Origin of the sequence: Paraburkholderia dipogonis, assembly GCF_046027395.1 — a bacterium.
GTDB classification, from domain to species: Bacteria; Pseudomonadota; Gammaproteobacteria; order Burkholderiales; family Burkholderiaceae; genus Paraburkholderia; species Paraburkholderia dipogonis_A.
In genome coordinates, this window is sequence record NZ_JAQQEG010000026.1 from 90865 (window position 1) to 107558 (window position 16694).

Consider the following 16694-nt stretch of genomic DNA (forward strand, 5'->3'; position numbering starts at 1 on the left):
CTTCGCGGATGCCTCACTTCTTCGTTCAGGAGCCGGATTTTGCCCGTTATCAATGCCGCAACAGCGGCTATATCGGCGGTCGTGTCTGTGTTCGCCGCGGCGGCCGAGCCCGCGGTCAAACACACGCCGCGACCCTACGAACGGCTGCGCGCACTCGTGCCGCTCGGCGCGCTGCTGATGGGCGGCTGCACGTGGTATCACCGCGAGCCGCTCGCGCCGCAGGATACGTCCACCTCCGCCCAGTCGCTCGAACGCATCCGTATCGATCCGTCGAGCATGCCGTTGCCGGAACTGGCCACGCATCGCTTCGACCCATCCGATGGGCTCGATATCGACGAAGTCGCGATGCTCGCGGTGGCCAACAATCCCGATCTCAAGCTGACTCGCGACGATCTCGGCATCGCCCGCGCTCAAGCCTACTCGGCGGGTCTGCTGCCGGACCCGCAATTGAGCGTATCGAGCGATTATCCCGGCCAGATCGGCACCACGCGCGCGTTCAGCTACGGCTTGAGCATGGATGTGATGGCGATCGTGCTGCGCAGCGCCAACCAACATTCCGCGGACGCCACCGTGGCTAAAACCGATCTCGGCCTGCTGTGGCAGGAATGGCAGATCGTCGCGCAGGCGCGGCAGTTGTTCATCAAGACGCGTTTCCAGCAGGACACGTTGCCGCTTTTGCAGCGACAGCGCGATCTCGCGCGCACGCGCTACGAACGCATGGCCGAAGCGCGTCATGACGGCAACCTCACCGACGACACGCTGAGCGCCGCGCTCCTCGCCTATAGCGACGCACGCAAGCAATACACCGACGCCGAGCGCGCAGCCGGCCAAACGCACCACGATCTGAACGCGCTCCTCGGCGTCTCGCCCGAGGTGCAACTGCAGCTCACCGGCAGCGAAGACATCGAGCCGCTCTCCGACACGACGCTCGACACCGCGCTCGCCGGACTGCCTCGACGCCGCCCGGATCTGATCGCGCTGCAAGCGGGCTACGAGGCGCAGGAACAGAAGTATCGCGCCGCGATTCTCAGCCAGTTCCCGAGTCTGTCCGTGGGCTTCGTGCGGGCACGCGATACGTCGAACATCTACACGAGTGGTTTCCAGATCAACCTCAGCCTGCCGATCTTCAACCGCAATCAAGGCAACGTCGCGATCGAGAAAGCGACCCGCCAGCACCTGCGCGACGAATATCAGGCGCGGCTGAACAACGCTTACGCGGACGTCGCGCATCTGCGCGCGGACAACACAATCCTCACGCGGCAATTGCAGCAGACCGAGGCCGCCCTGCCCGATGTCGACGTCGCCGCTAAGGACGCGGCCGCGGCCTACGCGGAACACAACCTCGCGCTCGGCGCTTACACCGACGCGCAAAGCGGCTCGCTCACCAAACACATCGACGTCGCGACGTTGCGCGAGTCGCTCGCCGAACAACGCGTCGGCTTGCAGGCGCTGCTGGGCAGCGCGATTCCCGATGCCTACTCCACCGCTCAGACTTACTCCGACACTCATGCGAAATAGCCTGATTTCAGCGCGGCGGCCGCGCATTGCCGCTGGTGCGATCTTCATCGCCTGCGCCACGTTGCTGTGCGCCGGCGTCCATGTGGCCCGCGCTGCAAGCACCGCGGCAGCGTCCGCCGCCGACGCCTCCGAGCAACCCGTGGTCGCCGTCCAGACCGTGCACGTGCAGCGCGCCGAGATCGCGCAGCCGGTGCGAGCGTATGGCATCGTCGCGGCGTCCGCGTCGAACCTCACCACCGTCAATCTGCCCTACACCGCGCGCATCGTGCAGATGCGCGTGCAGCCGGGGCAAACCGTGGCGCGCGGCACGCCACTCTTCGTCGTGCAGGCCGACCCTGCCGCCGTTCTCGCGGCCACCCAGGCGAAAAGCGCCGTGACGCTCGCACAAGGCGATCTGACGCGCACGCAATCCCTGTACGACAAGGCGCTCGCCACGCAGTCGCAACTCGCCAGCGCCCGCAAGGCCGCTGAAGACGCGCAGCAGGCGCTCGCCGCGCAGAACCAGACAGGCGTGGCAAGCGGTAACAAGATCATCACCGCGCCGAACGACGCCGTGGTGCTGCAGGTCACCGCCGCTCAGGGTGACCAGGTGCAGCCCGGCGCGGCGATCCTGCAACTCGCCGGCGGCAGCGGCAAGGACGTTCGCGCCAACGTGATGCTCGGCGTCGAGCCCGCCGATGCCGCCGCGATCCACGCCGGCGACACCGTCACGTTGCACGGCCTGTCCACGTCGCTGGCGAAGACGTCGGCGAACGGCCACGTGGCGCTGGTCGGCGCCTCGGTGGATCAGCAGAGCCAGCTCGTCGACGTCGGCGCGAACGTGCCGCTCGGTCAGACGGCCTTCATTCCCGGCACGCGCGTGAGCGCCGATATCGCGACCCGCAGCGGCACGCACTGGATCGTGCCGCGCGCCGCCATGCTGAAAGACGACAAAGGCGCGTACGTGTTCCAGATCACACCGCAGAACAAGGCGCGCCGCGTGGCGGTGGCCACGCAGGTCGAGAACGGCGACCGCTACGGCGTGGACGGTCCGATCGACGCCGCTCTGGGCCTCGTGGTCAGCGGCAACTATGAGCTGAAGGACGGCATGGCGGTGCAAACCAGCGGAGGCGCGCCGCGATGAATTTCGGTCAATGGATGCAGAAGCACCGCCGCTCGCTGCTGTTCGTGATCGCATTGCTGGCGATAGCGGGCGCACTGACCGCGTTCCGTCTGCCGATCTCGCTGTTCCCGAACGTCGCGTTTCCACGCGCGGTCGTTTCACTCGATGCGGGCGACCGCCCCGCCGAACAGATGGCCACGCTCGTCACGATGCCGGTCGAAGAAGCGCTGCGGCGCGTGCCGAACGTGCGCGACGTCGAATCGAAAACAAGCCGCGGTGCAGCTGAAATTTCGATCAATTTCGACTGGGGCACCGACATGGCCCAAGCCACCTTGCAGGCGCAGTCGGCCATCAGCGAGATTCTCGCGACGCTGCCGCAAGGCACCTCGATGCAGGTGCGGCGCATGGACCCGACCGTGTTTCCGGTGCTGGCGTATAGCCTTACTTCGAAGCGGCAGTCGCTCTCCGCGCTGCACGATCTCGCGCAATTCCAGATGCGGCCGTTGCTGTCTTCGGTGGAAGGCGTGGCGCGCGTCGACGTGACGGGCGGCGCGCAAGACGAGTTCGAAGTCGCGATCGATCCCGCCCGACTCGCCGCGTACAAGCTCTCGCTGTCCGATGTGTCGAAGGCGATCGGCGCGAGCAATGTGCTGATGGCGAACGGCCGCATCGAGGATCACTACAAGCTCTATCTCGTGATCGCCAACACCACCATTACGCGGCTCGACGAATTGCGCAATGTCGTGGTGTCGGCCAACGACGCGACACAGATTCGCCTCGGCGACATCGCGACCGTACGCCAGGGCGTGGCGCCGCAATGGATGCGCGTCACCGCCGACGGCCAGGACGCCGTGCTCATCAACGTGTATCAGCAGCCGGGCGCGAACAGTGTGGCGATGGCGAAGGCGATCCGCGCGAAGCTCGCCGATTTCCAGCATCAGATGCCGGCCGGCGTGCATCTGTCGAACTGGTACGACCAGAGCGAACTGGTGATCGCGTCGGCCACCAGCGTGCGCGACGCGATCATGATCGGCGTGGTGCTGGCAGCATTGACGCTGTTCGCCTTTCTGCGCAACTGGAAGATCACCGCGATCGCGGTCGCGCTCGTGCCGGTGGTGATGGCCGCGACGATCCTCCTGCTCGACGTGTTCGGCATGGGCTTCAACATCATGACGCTCGGCGGCATGGCCGCCGCCGTCGGTCTCGTGATCGACGATGCGATCGTGATGATCGAACACATCGTGCGGCGCATGCGAGAAGGCGGCGCACGTGCTTTTCATGGGCGCGTGATGGCGGCGGCGCTCGAATTCACACGGCCGCTGGCCGGGTCGTCGGCGGCGACGCTGATCATTTTCGTGCCGCTGGCGTTTCTATCGGGCGTGACGGGTGCGTTCTTCAAGGCGCTCTCCGTGACCATGGCGAGCGCCCTGTTCATTTCGTTTCTCGTCACGTGGCTCGCGGTGCCGATTCTGTGCGACCGCTGGCTGAGACCGAAAGACGCCGAGGAACACAAGGAAACTCGCTTCGCCTCGTGGATGAACCGGCGCTACGCGCTTCTGGTCGAGCGCGTCACCGCGCGGCCGGTGCTCGTGTTATTGGGCGTGCTGCCGCTGATCGTCGTGGCCGCGTTCGCGTTCACGCAAGTGGGCAGCGGTTTCATGCCGAGCATGGACGAAGGCGGTTTCGTGCTCGACTATCACACTGAACCGGGCACGTCCGTGACCGAAACCGACCGGTTGATGAAGCAGATCGAGGGCATCATTCGCGCGAATCCGAATGTCGCGACCTATTCGCGCCGCACCGGCGCTGGCCTCGGCGGCGATCTGAACGAACCCAACAAGGGTGACTTCTTCGTGCGGCTGAAATCGGGCAATCGCGAACCGATCGACACCGTGATGGAAGAAATCCGCTCGAAGATCGAGATTCAGGTGCCCGGCGTGAGTATCGAACTCGCGCAGTTGATGGAGGATCTGATCGGCGACCTGACCGCGGTGCCGCAACCGGTCCAGATCAAGATCTATTCCGACGACCCGAACACGCTCGACACGACCGCGCGCAAGGTGGCGGCGCAAATCGGCAAGATTCAGGGCGTGGTCGATGTGAACGACGGCATCAATCCGGCCGGCGACGCCCTCGAATTGCACATCCGCCCGGAAGCGGCGGCCACCGAAGGCATGGACCCGCAATCGATCGCACAGGCCGTGTCCGATATGGTCGAAGGCAATCTGGCCACGCAATTCCAGAGCGGGCCGAAAACGGTTGGCGTGCGCGTGCGCGTGGCCGGCGCGATGAAGCTCACGGATACGCAACTGGGACAGTTGCAGATTCGCGCGCCGGACGGCCACCTGTTCGCGCTCGATCGCGTCGCCGATCAGGTGACGGTGACCGGCCAGCCGGAGATCAGCCGCGACAATCTGAAACGGATGGTGGCGGTGACCGCTCGCATCGACGGCCGCGATCTGGGCTCGACAATTGCCGACGTGCAGAAGACGCTCAGCGATAAGAGTCTGTTGCCGAGCGGCGTGTATTACGAATTGGGCGGCCTGTATCAGCAACAGCAGATCGCGTTCAAGGGGCTGCTGAGCGTGTTCGGCGCGGCGATCGCGCTGGTGTTCGGCTTGCTGCTGTTTCTGTACGAGCGCTTTCGCGTCGCGCTGGCGGTCATGGCGATGCCGTTGCTGGGGGCGGGCGCGGTGTTCATCGGCTTATGGATCACTGGCATCGAGTTGAACATTTCCGCGATGATGGGGATGACGATGATCATCGGCATCGTGACCGAGGTGGCGATTTTTTATGTATCGGAGTTGCAGGGGCTCGTGCGGGACGACGAGATGCCGTTCGAAGACGCGCTGCTGAGCGCCGGGCGCAATCGTCTGCGGCCCATCGCAATGACGACGATTGCCGCGATTCTGGCGCTGCTGCCGCTGGCCTTTGCACTTGGGCAGGGTTCGGCGATGCAGCAGCCGCTGGCGATCGCGATTATTTCGGGGTTGATTGTTCAGTTGCCGCTGGTGTTGTTGTTGCTGCCGGTGTTGTTGAAGTTGTTGATGAAGAAGGAGGCGATCTAAGCTGCGCTATGCGGCCTGCGCGGCTGCCTGTTTGTGCGCCCGTGGCTCGCCGCGGGCGCACCGCGGATTCAGTTGACGCAGTGAGAGACCTACGCCTTCAGCACATCCCCAAACCCGCCAACCCGCACCCCCGCCGCCCGAATCGCCATAGCCACCTTCGGCGACAACAACGCACGGAGTTCATCCTCGTGCCGATACATCCTCATCCCGTCACTCAACGCCCTTTCCCCAGCCACCGCGGGATGGCAGTAAATCTCCCCCACCCCATGCGGCAGATCGGCGAGCGCCGCCAGCCACGCCGCCTCATCCATCCGGCCGCTATCCGCGATCCCCACTACATAATCGTTATGCGCGATGCCGCCGCGATCCAGACGTGCCGCGACCCGCGCGATCCACGGCCGCAACCACAGCGGCGCATTCGCTTCGAACGGCAAGCGCATCGCCTTCATCCCGTACTCGCGGCCGATCTCCAGAATCAGTCCGAGCACCGTTGGGTGCAAATGAAAATGCTTGTGCGTGTTGACATGGTCGAGCGTCAGACCGGTCTGCGCAAAGGCCTCGAACTGCGCGCGAATTTCCCGCGCAAGCTGCTCGCGCACATGCGGCAAAAAGAAAAACCGCACGCCGTCGCGCACCATGTTGTCGCCGAAGCGGCCATGCTCGTCGAGCAAAGCGGCAATCCCCGCACGCGGCGTGACCGCGTCGCCGTCGGCGAGCACCAGATGCAGGCCGACGCGCAGTCGCGGCAAGGCGCGGGCGCGCGCCACCGCGTCGTCGGCAGCCGGCGCGCCGATCATCAGGCTCGCCGCCGTCAGCACGCCGTCGCGATGCGCCCGCTCGACCGCCAGGTTCACCCGCGCGTGCAGGCCGAAATCGTCGGCCGTCACGATCAACGCGCGTGGCTTAGCCGCCATCCGACGCCTCCATGACATCCATCACGTTCAACGCGCCGTTGCGCGCGGCCCTCGACGTGGAAGCCCCGACGGGCACGCGCGCACCGCGCCACATCACATGCGAGCCGAACATGGCGGCGCACCACTGCAACGCCAGCAACGTATCACGCAACGGCACCAGCGGCAGATCTCGCCAGAACGTACGCTCACGACGCGCCGAGCGCAGATGCATCAACAGACGCGCGGCCAGGCCGGCGGCGGTGCCGGATGCGCTCGTGAACGCGGCCCACGCGTGCAGCGCGTCGGACGAACCGGCCGCGAGGCCGGCCGTGAGCCACCCGCCGGCCACCAGCCAGGGCGTGGAAAACGTGATGAAGAGGAACGCGAAACCCGATGCATTCACCGAGCGAATCGTACGCAACCAGCGTGTTTCGCGCTGCCACAGGGCGGAAAACGTCGGCTCGATCACGTCGGTGGCTACCATCACGCGCGAGAGCACGGTTTGCAGGCCGAGGGCGCGCACGTGTTCGGCCAGCCAGTAATCGTCCGCGAGACAGTTTTTCAGCGCTTCGAAACCGCCGATGCGCTCGAGCGTCGCGCGCCGCAACGCGAGCGTCGCACCGAAGCCGAAGCGGCGCGAGCCGGCCGCGTGCGCGACCCGCACCGACGGCGCGAACCATTCGTTGATGAAGAGCGCGCCCACGCGCGGCCAGAAGCCGCCAATGCCCCGCGCCACGTAAAGGCACGTGACCACGCCCACCCGCGCATCCGCGAGCGGCGCGGCCACGCTGTCGAGATAATCGGCTTCGACGGCAATGTCGCTATCGGCAATCACGATCACGTCATGGCGTGCCCGCGCCGCCATGTTGATCAGATTGCTGACCTTGAGATTGCTGCCGTGCACGCGTGTGTCGATCGCGAGTTCGATGTCGTGCAAGGGATAGGCGGCCTGCAAGCGGCGCACCACGGCAATTGCGGGATCGTCCGGTGACGACACGCCGAGCACGAGTTGAAAATGCTCATGACGCTGGTCGCAGAAGGTCCGCAGATTGTCGTACAGACGCGGCTCCGCGCCGCACAGCGGCTTGAGTACGCTGACGCCGACACGCGCGAACCGATGCAGCGGCTGCGAAGCTTGTGAGGCGGAATAAGAGGCACGACCGGCCGCGCCACGGTGCAAGCAAAAAAACGGCATCGCGACCGCCGCCAGCAGCGCATAAAGCGACGCGCATGCGCAGCCGGCTAGCAGGATCCATTGGGATGCCGTCACTGCGTGCGCCGCCATCGTCCGGTTCCGTCAGTACTCGGCCAGCACGAACGCTCTGCCGGTCAGGCGCAGATGAAGAATCACGAGCCAGCGCCGCGGACAATCCGAGGCGATCGTGACCGGCCGCGCGAGGCGGTTGGTCCCAGTCGCGTAATGCCCCTGCAACGCGAGTTCGAAGGCGGCGTGCGCAAACTGGCGCGTCACGATCACGCCGCTCACGATCACCGCGATGGCGAGCAGCCGGAACGGCATGGAACTGAAGGCGCTCTGCGAAACCGGCAGCACCAGCAGCGCGAGGCACGCGAGCAGCTCGGCGCCCATGGCGGTGAGCGAAGCCACCATCAGGTGGGCGCGTAGCATGTCGACGGTGACTGGCTTCATGGCTGGGTCTCGTGACCTGACGGAATGCCCGGCGCCCTGATTCGACGCAACTCGTCGGCGTGGAAAAGCACCGACTGTCCATCCCATCGATGTGCTTACGATTGAACTGCAACAACGTCGTAACAGACCCGCCGCCGCGTGCCCGCGATGACGCCGCGACAGCGACCTGTTGAGGGGCGATAGTAGCGATCCAAGCTGAAGGAAAACTTAAGGAAGAAGGCGTATAAAGCGGGTGATGAACAGCATGGTTAAACTTCGGATTACAGTCCGGCGCCTGCTTGAATATCGCGGCTGCTGTGCAATGAAACATCGAACGGAAATAATGGACTCATGCGCGTACTCCTCGTAGAAGACGATGACCTGATCGGCTGCGGTATCGAAGCGGGACTGCGTCAGGCCGGCTTCACGGTCGACTGGGCTCGCGACGGCCACAAGGCCGGTCTCGCGCTCGACACCACCGCCTACGCGCTGGTGCTGCTCGATCTCGGCCTGCCCCGCGTGTCGGGCATGGAACTGCTGAAACGGCTGCGCGATTCGGGCAAGGACGTGCCGGTGCTGGTGCTGACCGCGCGGGGCACGGTGGTCGACCGTGTCGGCGGCCTCGAAGCGGGCGCCGACGACTACCTCGGCAAGCCCTTTGATCTGACCGAACTGATCGCCCGTTGCCGCGCCTTGCTGCGCCGCGCGCAGGGCCGCAGCGTCGAGCACATCCGCTATCAGGATCTGACGGTCAACCCGGCCGCGCAAACCGTCGAAGTGGGCACGACGCGCGTGTCCCTCACCTCGCGCGAATGGGCGATCCTGTTGCAGTTGCTGACCAATCAGGGGATTCCCCAGTCGCGCTCGCGTCTCGAAGAGAGCCTGTATGGCTGGCAGGAAGAAATCGAGAGCAACGCGATCGAGGTGCACGTATCCAATCTGCGCAAGAAACTCGGCGCGAAGCTGATCAAGACGGTGCGCAATATCGGCTACGTGGTGGAGAAAGAATGATGGGCGCGTCGATTCGCCGGCGTCTCGTGCTGTTGGTCCTCACCAGCATCGCGCTGGTCTGGGGCATTGCGCTGGTGTCGAGTTATCGTCAGGCCACCCGCGAAGTCGCCGAATGGGAAGAGGCGCGTCTCGCGGAACTCGCGCAGATTCTCGCCCTGCTCGATCAGCGCAATCTGACCACGCTCGCCAATGCGCGCATCGACGTGCGCGAAGAAGAAAAAGGCGGCGAGCCCGGCGCCAATGACAGCGACGACGACGACGCGCTGCCGCGCGACGCGCTGTTCCAGGTGCGCGGCCCGAACGGCGCCGTGCTGGCGGGCAGCCCGCAATTGCGCGAGCTCAAGGCATGGGATCTGCCGGTGCCGGCCGTGAGCGGTACGCTGGACATCACGCTCGGCGGCCAGATGTACCACTCGTTCACCTTGCGCGACACCGCGCTCGGCCACACCGTGCGCGTGTTCGAACCGGCCAACACGCGCAGCGACCTGGTGAGCGGCGTCGCGAGCCGGATCGCCCGCCCCACGCTGGTCGCGCTGCCGGTGCTGGCGGTGCTGGTGTGGTTCAGCATCGGCTGGAGTCTGGCGCCGCTCAGGCTGCTCTCGCGCGCTATCCGTTCACGCGACGTCAACCGTTTGGAACCGGTCGATATCGGCCGCGCGCCGACCGAGGTGCGCCCGCTCGTCGATGCGATCAATCTGCTGCTGTCGCGTTTGCTGCATTCACTCGAGCGCGAACGCGCGTTCACCGCCGACGCCGCGCACGAACTGAAAACGCCGCTGGCCGCGATCAAGGTGCAGGCGCAGGTCGCACTGGCGGAAACGGACACGGCGCGCCAGCGGCTGGCAATGGAACGTGTGGTGCAAGGCGTCGATCGCAGCGCGCGGCTCGCGGAGCAATTGCTGCTGCTCGCGCGTCTGGACGTGCATGAAAAAATCTCGACGGCGCCGCTCAAACCGGCAACGGTGGCAAAAGATGCGCTGCTCGCCAACGAGCGCAACGCGCAGCAGAAAAACATTCATGTGATGCTGTCGGGCGACCTGCGCGCAGAGATCAACGCGGAGCCCGTGCTGATCGGCATCCTGCTCGACAATCTGCTCGATAACGCGATCAAGTACGGGCACGCCGGCGGCAGCATCGAAGTGGCGGTGCAGCACGCGCAAGACCGGGTGCAGGTGACCGTGCGCGACGACGGCCCCGGGGTCGCGCCGGGCGATCTCGACCGTCTGACGAATCGTTTTTTTCGCGCAACCGGCAATCAGGCCACCGGCAGCGGGCTGGGCCTTTCGATCGTCGCGCGGATCGCGGAGCATTTCGGCGCGAGCTTGCGTCTGGGCACGGGCATCGGCGAGCGCGGGCTCGCGGTCGAGGTGTCGTTTCCCGCTTATGCGCAGGCGAACTGAGCAGATTGCCGAGCAGCGCCGCGCCTGCTCGCCCCGCTCGCGACGCTGCGCTCCATCAGGCCCACGCGCCCTGCCCGTTCATCTCTAAGGCGCGCGCTCGAACTCCCGCTGCGGTGCCCGACTCGACGACTCTGCGAACTGCCACGCAATGAGCCCCGGCACGAACATCACGAGATCGCGAATACGGCGCGCGCCAGCCAGTGCGAGACAGATGGAAGGATCGAGGCCCAGCGCGCCGCCGATCAGAATGAAGCCGCCCTCCTGCACGCCGAGACCGCCCGGCACGAAGAAGGCCGCGCTGCTGATCGCCTGGATCAGCGATTCGATCACCACCGCTTCCACGAGCGTGACCTGTACGCCGAGAAAGTGCAGCGCCAGCCAGATTTCCAGCGACGTGAGGAAGCACTGCAGCGGCTGCCAGAAGAACAGATAGCGCAGCACCGCGCCACGCCGGCGCCAGATGAGCTTGATGGCCTGATCGATCTGCGCCGACTGGCCGACTAGCGCGGCAAGCTTGCCGCTCGTCAGATGATTGAGCGCGCGCGTGATGCGCTCGAACGGACTCGCGTGCTGCACCAGCGCGAACAGCACCAGCAACGGCGTGAGCACCACCACGCCCCACGCCAGTTGTCCGGCGAGCCGCAGCGTGTCGGAATGCGCGTGCGCGAACATAAAGCCGATGCCGACCATCGTGAAGAGCAACTGGCTGATCACCGTGAGCTGCATATCGACGATGATGCTGCCCACCGCCGTGGACGGCCGCACGCCCCAGCGTTTGAGCATGCGAAACGACACCACTTCGCCGCCGATGCGCGCCACCGGCAGCATGCTATTCACCGATTCGCGCACCCACACGAGGTGCAGCATATTGACGAGACCGGGACGGTTCGCGCCGCGAATCAGCGAACGCCAGTCGCAAGCGTTGGCGAGCATCGGCAGCACGTGCGCGAGCGCCGCCAGCAACAGTCCCGCGCCGGCCGCGCGCAACGCGCCGAGCACGGCGCCGGGATTGTCCTGCCAGACGAGCCAGAGCGACACCAGCAAGCCGGCTAGCGCGGCGATGCGGCCGAAATGCTTCATCACGCGAACACCTCGCGCGTGCGCTTCAGGCGCATTGCCCTGCTTTTAACCGCTGCTTTAAAGAATCTGCGCATCATGACCGATCCGTGCTGCCGTTCATTCGTCCTGTGCCGCCGACAACAGGCCGTCGCCATCCACCTTGAAGCTGAAGCCTCGCCAGATCACGCGCGACGACCGGAAGCTCGCGACGAAGATTGCAAACGATACGATATCCCATAGCGGCAGCAGCCACAGATCGCGATGCGCCTGCTTCAACGCGCGATCGGACAGCAGTTTCAAGGCGAGCCGCGCGCACATGGCGGCCAGCGCGAGCGACCACGCCCACCACCCGCCGGCCGAGAAAATGACCGCGAGCAGCGCGAACGCGAATGGATGAACCAGCGCGGAGCCGAGATGGCCGAGCGGATCGATGCGGCGAATGGTGCGGCTCCAGCGCAGTTCATGCGCGATCAGTTGCGCCGCGCTCGATTCGACACAGGCGTGCGAAATGGTGAACGGCGGAATCACCACCTTCTCGCCGATCAGGCGCACCGCCTCGCCGATCGCATGGTCCTCGGCCAGATGCCGCACGAACGGCGTAAAACCGCCGATTTTTTCGAGCGTCTCGCGCCGCATCACGATGCTCTGCCCGAAGCATGGGCGCGCGAGCCCGAGCGCGAGACCGGTCACGACACCCGGCAGGAACTGATAGTTGGTCGCCTTAGCCGACAGGCGCGGCCAGAAGCCCGGATCGGGCTGCCCACGATACGCGCAGGTGACCAATCCGACGCCCGGCTTCTGCAACTCGCCGATCACATTGCGCAGATAGTCCGGGCCGACGCTCACGTCGCTGTCGGCGAAAACGAGCACGTCGTGCCGCGCCTGCGGCAGCATGTTGAGGATGTTGCTGATCTTGCGGTTCGGGCCGTATAGCCGCGCGTCGGCCACGACGGTGATGTCCGCTTCGGGATAGAGGCGTCGCAGGTCGTCGACGGCTTGCAGCGCGGGGTCGGCCGAGTCGTGCACGCCGAACAGGAATTGCACGGGTCCGGGATAATCCTGCCGGCAGAAGCTCGACAGATTGGCGAGCAGCGCCCACTCATTGCCGTGCAGCGGTTTGACGATCGTGACCGGCGGAAAGGCGGTCGGCTCGGACACCGCTCGCGCGAAGAACCGTCCAATCAACGCGCCGGCGAGCACCGTATAGCCAACGCCGAAAACTGCGCCCGCCGCGCAAGCGTAGGCCAGCGTGACGGCGAGCAGGTGCGCGGCGCTCACGCCTCGTGGGCGCGCAGGAAACGGAAGAATTCGACGCCTTCACGCAAGCGCCGTTTCATCATGTCCCAACTCGTCAACATCTCACGCAGGATTTCCCAGATCTTCGACGGGCGGAAATAGAAACGCTTATAGAAGTTTTCGAGCTGGTGATAAATCTCTTCGCGCGACAGGTGCGGATAGCCGATCGCGGCGAGTTGCACGCCTTCCTTGCTGACAAGATTAATGACCTTGTTCTCCTGCAGCCAACCATTTTCGACCGCCTGGTTATACAGCGTCGTGCCCGGATAGGGCGCGGCGAGCGACACCTGGATCGTTAGCGGATTGATTTCTTTCGCGTATTCGATGGTCTTCTGGATCGTCTCCCGAGTTTCGCCCGGCAACCCGAGAATGAAGGTGCCGTGAATCTTGATGCGAAGTTTGCGGCAATCCTCGCTGAAACGCCGCGCGATATCGGTACGCAGCCCCTTCTTGATGTTCAGCAGTATCTGATCGTCGCCGGATTCGTAGCCCACCAGCAGCAGCCGCAGGCCATTCTCCTTCATGATCTTCAGCGTCGGATAGGGCACATTGGCCTTCGCGTTGCATGACCATGTCACGCCCAGCTTCCCCATACCGCGAGCGATTTCCTCCGCGCGCGGCTTGAAGTCGGTGAAGGTGTCGTCGTCGAACATGATCTCCTTGACTTCAGGCATGTTGTCGCGAATCCACTTCACTTCCGCCAGTACGTTCTCGACCGAACGCGTGCGGTAGCGATGGCCGCCCACCGTCTGCGGCCACAGGCAGAAGGTGCACTTCGACCGGCAGCCCCGCCCGGTGTAGATGGATACGTATGGGTGCTTCAGATAGCCGTTGAAGTAATTTTCGATCTTTAGATCGCGCTTGTAGATTGGCGCCACAAAGGGGAGCTCGTCCATATTCTCCAGGATCGGGCGCGCTTCGTTGTGCTCGATCGAGCCGTCGCGCGCACGATAACTCAGGCCTTGGATCTGGTCGAAGGGCCTGCCTTCGGCGACTTCCTGGCAGGTGAAGTCGAATTCTTCGCGGCACACGAAATCGATCGCGTCGCTTGCTGTCAGCGAATTGTGCGGGTCGACCGCGACCTTCGCGCCGACCATACCGATCAGGACCGAAGGATTGCGCTTCTTGAGTTGTTCGGAAAAAAAAGCGTCGGTGGGGAAAGACGGGGTGCTGGTATGAATGACTACCAGCTCGTAGTGCTGCGCGATGTCGAGCGATGCCTCGACGGACAGGCCGTCGGCGGGTGCGTCGAGCACACGGCTATCGGGGATGAGTGCGGCGGGCTGCGCGAGCCACGTCGGATACCAGAACGAACGGACTTCACGCTTGTTCTGGTAACGCGAACCCGCGCCACCATCGAAACCGTCGAATGACGGTGCCTGCAAGAACAGGGTTTTCATGGATGCTCCAGCGAGCCATTGACTGGCGCTTTCAGTTCTCTGTCGACAAACTATCGGAACTATTGCCCGCCAGGAGGCGGGGGAATCGCGCAAATACTACGGAGCAAAGCTGAAGGAAACCTTAAGGAAAAGGCGGGCGCTGACAATGCCGGCGGCGCAGTCCAATATGCTTCGAAACAGGCGTCGGAACAGGTGCAGCAGAGAGGATCGAGCGGGCAAAATCCCGCTCGCGGCACTTCATGTCACGCGTGTGAACGAGCCGCTTTTTTCGGTGTTTGGATCACGCAGAATGATGGCCGGCCGCACGCGTTGCGCGCGCGAACCGGCCATGACGTCAGACCGGCTTGATATCCGCCGCCTGCTTGCCCTTCGGCCCCTGCTTGATTTCAAAGCTGACCTTCTGGTTTTCCTGCAAGGACTTGAAACCTTCGGAACGAATCTCCGAGAAGTGGGCGAACAGATCTTCGCCGCCATCGTCGGGGGTGATGAAGCCAAAGCCTTTTGCGTCGTTAAACCATTTCACTGTACCGGTTGGCATGTTGATTCCTCTGTGCATCTGGGTTGATTGGGCAGCATTCGCCGAGCTTCGCCCGCCGCCGCGGGTGTGCGCCGGATCCTGTCACCGCTGCTCGACTCTACGCTTCTTTGCGCGGCGCTGCTTTGCCCGGTTTTCCGCCGCCGCAGCAGCCATGCCGCAAGACGCATGCCGCGCACCACGGCCGGCAAGGCCGCCGGTGCGATTTCGCACAATCGGATAAGATGATCGGTTATCGGCAGTCCATCCATGGCCGCGCAAGTCCAGCCCAATGTTTCAAGACCGCGCGACCTGTCGTTTTCCCCTACACAGGAACCCCAGCATGGCCACCTCGAGCTACACCGATACCCGACTTCTGATCAATGGCGAGTGGTGCGACGCCGCCAGCGGCAAGACCCTCGACGTCATCAACCCTGCTACCGGCAAGGCCATCGGCAAAGTGGCGCACGCCGGCATTGCCGACCTGGACCGGGCGCTCGCCGCCGCGCAGCGCGGCTTCGAAGCCTGGCGCAAAGTGCCGGCCAACGAGCGCGCCACGACCATGCGCAAGGCTGCCGCGCTGGTGCGCGAGCGCGCCTCGGACATCGGCCGCCTGATGACGCTGGAACAGGGCAAGCCGTTTGCCGAAGCACGCGTCGAAGTGCTGGCGGCGGCGGACATCATCGAATGGTTCGCCGACGAAGGCCGCCGTGTCTACGGCCGGATCGTGCCGTCGCGCAACCTCGCAGCGCAGCAACTGGTGCTCAAGGAACCGATCGGCCCGGTCGCGGCCTTCACGCCGTGGAACTTCCCGGTCAACCAGGTGGTGCGCAAGCTGAGCGCCGCACTCGCGTGCGGCTGCTCGTTCCTCGTCAAGGCGCCGGAAGAAACCCCGGCGTCGCCGGCCGCACTGCTGCAGGCTTTCGTCGAAGCCGGCGTGCCGGCGGGCACGGTGGGCCTGGTGTTCGGCGACCCGGCCGAAATTTCGAGCTACCTGATCCCGCATCCGGTGATCCGCAAGGTCACCTTCACCGGCTCGACGCCGGTCGGCAAGCAACTGGCGGCACTGGCCGGCGCGCACATGAAGCGCGCGACGATGGAACTGGGCGGTCATGCGCCCGTCATCGTGGCCGAAGACGCCGACGTGGCGCTCGCCGTGAAGGCCGCGGGCGGCGCGAAGTTCCGCAATGCCGGCCAGGTCTGCATCTCGCCGACGCGCTTCCTGGTGCACAACAGCATCCGCGAAGAATTCGCCGCGGCGCTGGTCAAGCACGCTGAAAGTCTCAAGCTCGGTGACGGCCTCGCCGAAGGCACCACGCTCGGCCCGCTCGCCAACGCACGCCGCCTCACGGCGATGAGCAAGGTGCTCGACGACGCGCGCAAGACGGGCGCCAAGGTCGAAACGGGCGGCGAACGCGTGGGCTCGGAAGGCAACTTCTTTGCGCCGACCGTGCTGACCAACGTGTCGCTCGAATCGGATGTGTTCAACAACGAGCCGTTCGGCCCGATCGCCGCGATTCGCGGCTTCGACAAGCTCGAGGAAGCGATCGCCGAAGCGAACCGTCTGCCGTACGGTCTCGCGGGCTACGCGTTCACGAAGTCGTTCACCAACGTGCATCTGCTGTCGCAGCAACTGGAAGTCGGCATGCTGTGGATCAACCAGCCGGCCACGCCGTCGCCGGAAATGCCGTTCGGCGGCGTGAAGGATTCGGGCTATGGCTCGGAAGGTGGTCCGGAAGCGATGGAAGGCTATCTGGTCACCAAGGCGGTATCGGTGATGTCGGTTTAAGGCGGACAGAGGCGGCT

Annotated in this window: 13 protein-coding genes; 6 read left to right on the forward strand and 7 right to left on the reverse strand. The window is 64.7% G+C overall.

The genetic code is table 11. The annotated features are described in order from the left end of the window. Nucleotides 1-39 precede the first annotated feature (39 nt). Genes PQR32_RS25840 through PQR32_RS25850 form a run of 3 tightly spaced genes read left to right on the forward strand, consistent with a single transcriptional unit; the run spans nucleotide 40 to nucleotide 5688 of the window. Nucleotides 40-1518, forward strand: a complete 1479-nt coding sequence (locus tag PQR32_RS25840) for a TolC family protein (RefSeq protein WP_408233463.1) — start codon at nucleotides 40-42, stop codon at nucleotides 1516-1518. Further along, nucleotides 1508-2641 (forward strand): efflux RND transporter periplasmic adaptor subunit, encoded by a 1134-nt coding sequence (locus tag PQR32_RS25845; RefSeq protein ID WP_408233466.1) that lies wholly within the window; start codon nucleotides 1508-1510, stop codon nucleotides 2639-2641. The genes PQR32_RS25840 and PQR32_RS25845 overlap by 11 nt, the downstream gene beginning before the upstream one ends. Further along, on the forward strand, nucleotides 2638-5688 hold the full coding sequence (locus PQR32_RS25850; RefSeq protein WP_408233469.1) for an efflux RND transporter permease subunit: 3051 nt from the start codon (nucleotides 2638-2640) through the stop codon (nucleotides 5686-5688). Before PQR32_RS25845 ends, PQR32_RS25850 begins: the two co-directional genes overlap by 4 nt. Nucleotides 5689-5777: 89 nt before the next feature. On the opposite strand, the gene hpnK is transcribed toward PQR32_RS25850, so the two are convergent. Genes hpnK through PQR32_RS25865 form a run of 3 tightly spaced genes read right to left on the reverse strand, consistent with a single transcriptional unit; the run spans nucleotide 5778 to nucleotide 8229 of the window. Beyond that, entirely contained in the window at nucleotides 5778-6602 is an 825-nt protein-coding gene (gene hpnK, locus PQR32_RS25855) for a hopanoid biosynthesis-associated protein HpnK (protein ID WP_408233472.1), read from the reverse strand. Continuing rightward, on the reverse strand, nucleotides 6592-7866 hold the full coding sequence (gene hpnI / locus PQR32_RS25860) for a bacteriohopanetetrol glucosamine biosynthesis glycosyltransferase HpnI (RefSeq protein ID WP_408233475.1): 1275 nt from the start codon (nucleotides 7864-7866) through the stop codon (nucleotides 6592-6594). The genes hpnK and hpnI (PQR32_RS25860) overlap by 11 nt, the downstream gene beginning before the upstream one ends. Before the next feature lie 12 nt (nucleotides 7867-7878). Further along, complete coding sequence (locus PQR32_RS25865; protein ID WP_408233478.1) at nucleotides 7879-8229, reverse strand: hypothetical protein; 351 nt, start codon at nucleotides 8227-8229, stop codon at nucleotides 7879-7881. A gap of 330 nt (nucleotides 8230-8559) precedes the next feature. Between PQR32_RS25865 and PQR32_RS25870 the strand changes: the two genes are divergently transcribed. Then, nucleotides 8560-9219, forward strand: a complete 660-nt coding sequence (locus PQR32_RS25870) for a response regulator (protein WP_408233481.1) — start codon at nucleotides 8560-8562, stop codon at nucleotides 9217-9219. Next, nucleotides 9216-10619: an ATP-binding protein gene (locus PQR32_RS25875; protein WP_408233484.1), complete on the forward strand. Its 1404-nt coding sequence runs from the start codon at nucleotides 9216-9218 to the stop codon at nucleotides 10617-10619. The genes PQR32_RS25870 and PQR32_RS25875 overlap by 4 nt, the downstream gene beginning before the upstream one ends. 84 nt (nucleotides 10620-10703) lie before the next feature. On the opposite strand, the gene PQR32_RS25880 is transcribed toward PQR32_RS25875, so the two are convergent. From PQR32_RS25880 to PQR32_RS25895, 4 genes are all read right to left on the reverse strand, one after another. Next, nucleotides 10704-11699: a flippase-like domain-containing protein gene (locus PQR32_RS25880; RefSeq protein ID WP_408233554.1), complete on the reverse strand. Its 996-nt coding sequence runs from the start codon at nucleotides 11697-11699 to the stop codon at nucleotides 10704-10706. 96 nt (nucleotides 11700-11795) lie between these two features. Beyond that, complete coding sequence (gene hpnI, locus PQR32_RS25885; protein ID WP_408233487.1) at nucleotides 11796-12956, reverse strand: bacteriohopanetetrol glucosamine biosynthesis glycosyltransferase HpnI; 1161 nt, start codon at nucleotides 12954-12956, stop codon at nucleotides 11796-11798. Then, entirely contained in the window at nucleotides 12953-14374 is a 1422-nt protein-coding gene (hpnJ, locus tag PQR32_RS25890; protein ID WP_408233490.1) for a hopanoid biosynthesis associated radical SAM protein HpnJ, read from the reverse strand. The genes hpnI (PQR32_RS25885) and hpnJ overlap by 4 nt, the downstream gene beginning before the upstream one ends. 334 nt (nucleotides 14375-14708) lie before the next feature. Beyond that, nucleotides 14709-14912, reverse strand: a complete 204-nt coding sequence (locus tag PQR32_RS25895; protein WP_007181784.1) for a cold-shock protein — start codon at nucleotides 14910-14912, stop codon at nucleotides 14709-14711. Nucleotides 14913-15231: 319 nt separating this feature from the next. Between PQR32_RS25895 and PQR32_RS25900 the strand changes: the two genes are divergently transcribed. Further along, nucleotides 15232-16677 (forward strand): NAD-dependent succinate-semialdehyde dehydrogenase, encoded by a 1446-nt coding sequence (locus PQR32_RS25900; RefSeq protein ID WP_408233493.1) that lies wholly within the window; start codon nucleotides 15232-15234, stop codon nucleotides 16675-16677. The last annotated feature ends 17 nt before the right edge of the window (nucleotides 16678-16694 follow it).

Bases quoted from the DNA above. Each gene is read 5' to 3' on its own strand.
- PQR32_RS25845 (WP_408233466.1), top strand. From the start codon at position 1,508: ATGCGAAATAGCCTGATTTCAGCGCGGCGGCCGCGCATTGCCGCTGGT.
- PQR32_RS25895 (WP_007181784.1), bottom strand. From the start codon at position 14,912: ATGCCAACCGGTACAGTGAAATGGTTTAACGACGCAAAAGGCTTTGGC.
- PQR32_RS25865 (WP_408233478.1), bottom strand. From the start codon at position 8,229: ATGAAGCCAGTCACCGTCGACATGCTACGCGCCCACCTGATGGTGGCT.
- PQR32_RS25875 (WP_408233484.1), top strand. From the start codon at position 9,216: ATGATGGGCGCGTCGATTCGCCGGCGTCTCGTGCTGTTGGTCCTCACC.
- PQR32_RS25900 (WP_408233493.1), top strand. From the start codon at position 15,232: ATGGCCACCTCGAGCTACACCGATACCCGACTTCTGATCAATGGCGAG.
- PQR32_RS25870 (WP_408233481.1), top strand. From the start codon at position 8,560: ATGCGCGTACTCCTCGTAGAAGACGATGACCTGATCGGCTGCGGTATC.
- PQR32_RS25850 (WP_408233469.1), top strand. From the start codon at position 2,638: ATGAATTTCGGTCAATGGATGCAGAAGCACCGCCGCTCGCTGCTGTTC.
- hpnJ (WP_408233490.1), bottom strand. From the start codon at position 14,374: ATGAAAACCCTGTTCTTGCAGGCACCGTCATTCGACGGTTTCGATGGT.
- hpnI (WP_408233475.1), bottom strand. From the start codon at position 7,866: ATGGCGGCGCACGCAGTGACGGCATCCCAATGGATCCTGCTAGCCGGC.
- PQR32_RS25880 (WP_408233554.1), bottom strand. From the start codon at position 11,699: ATGAAGCATTTCGGCCGCATCGCCGCGCTAGCCGGCTTGCTGGTGTCG.
- hpnK (WP_408233472.1), bottom strand. From the start codon at position 6,602: ATGGCGGCTAAGCCACGCGCGTTGATCGTGACGGCCGACGATTTCGGC.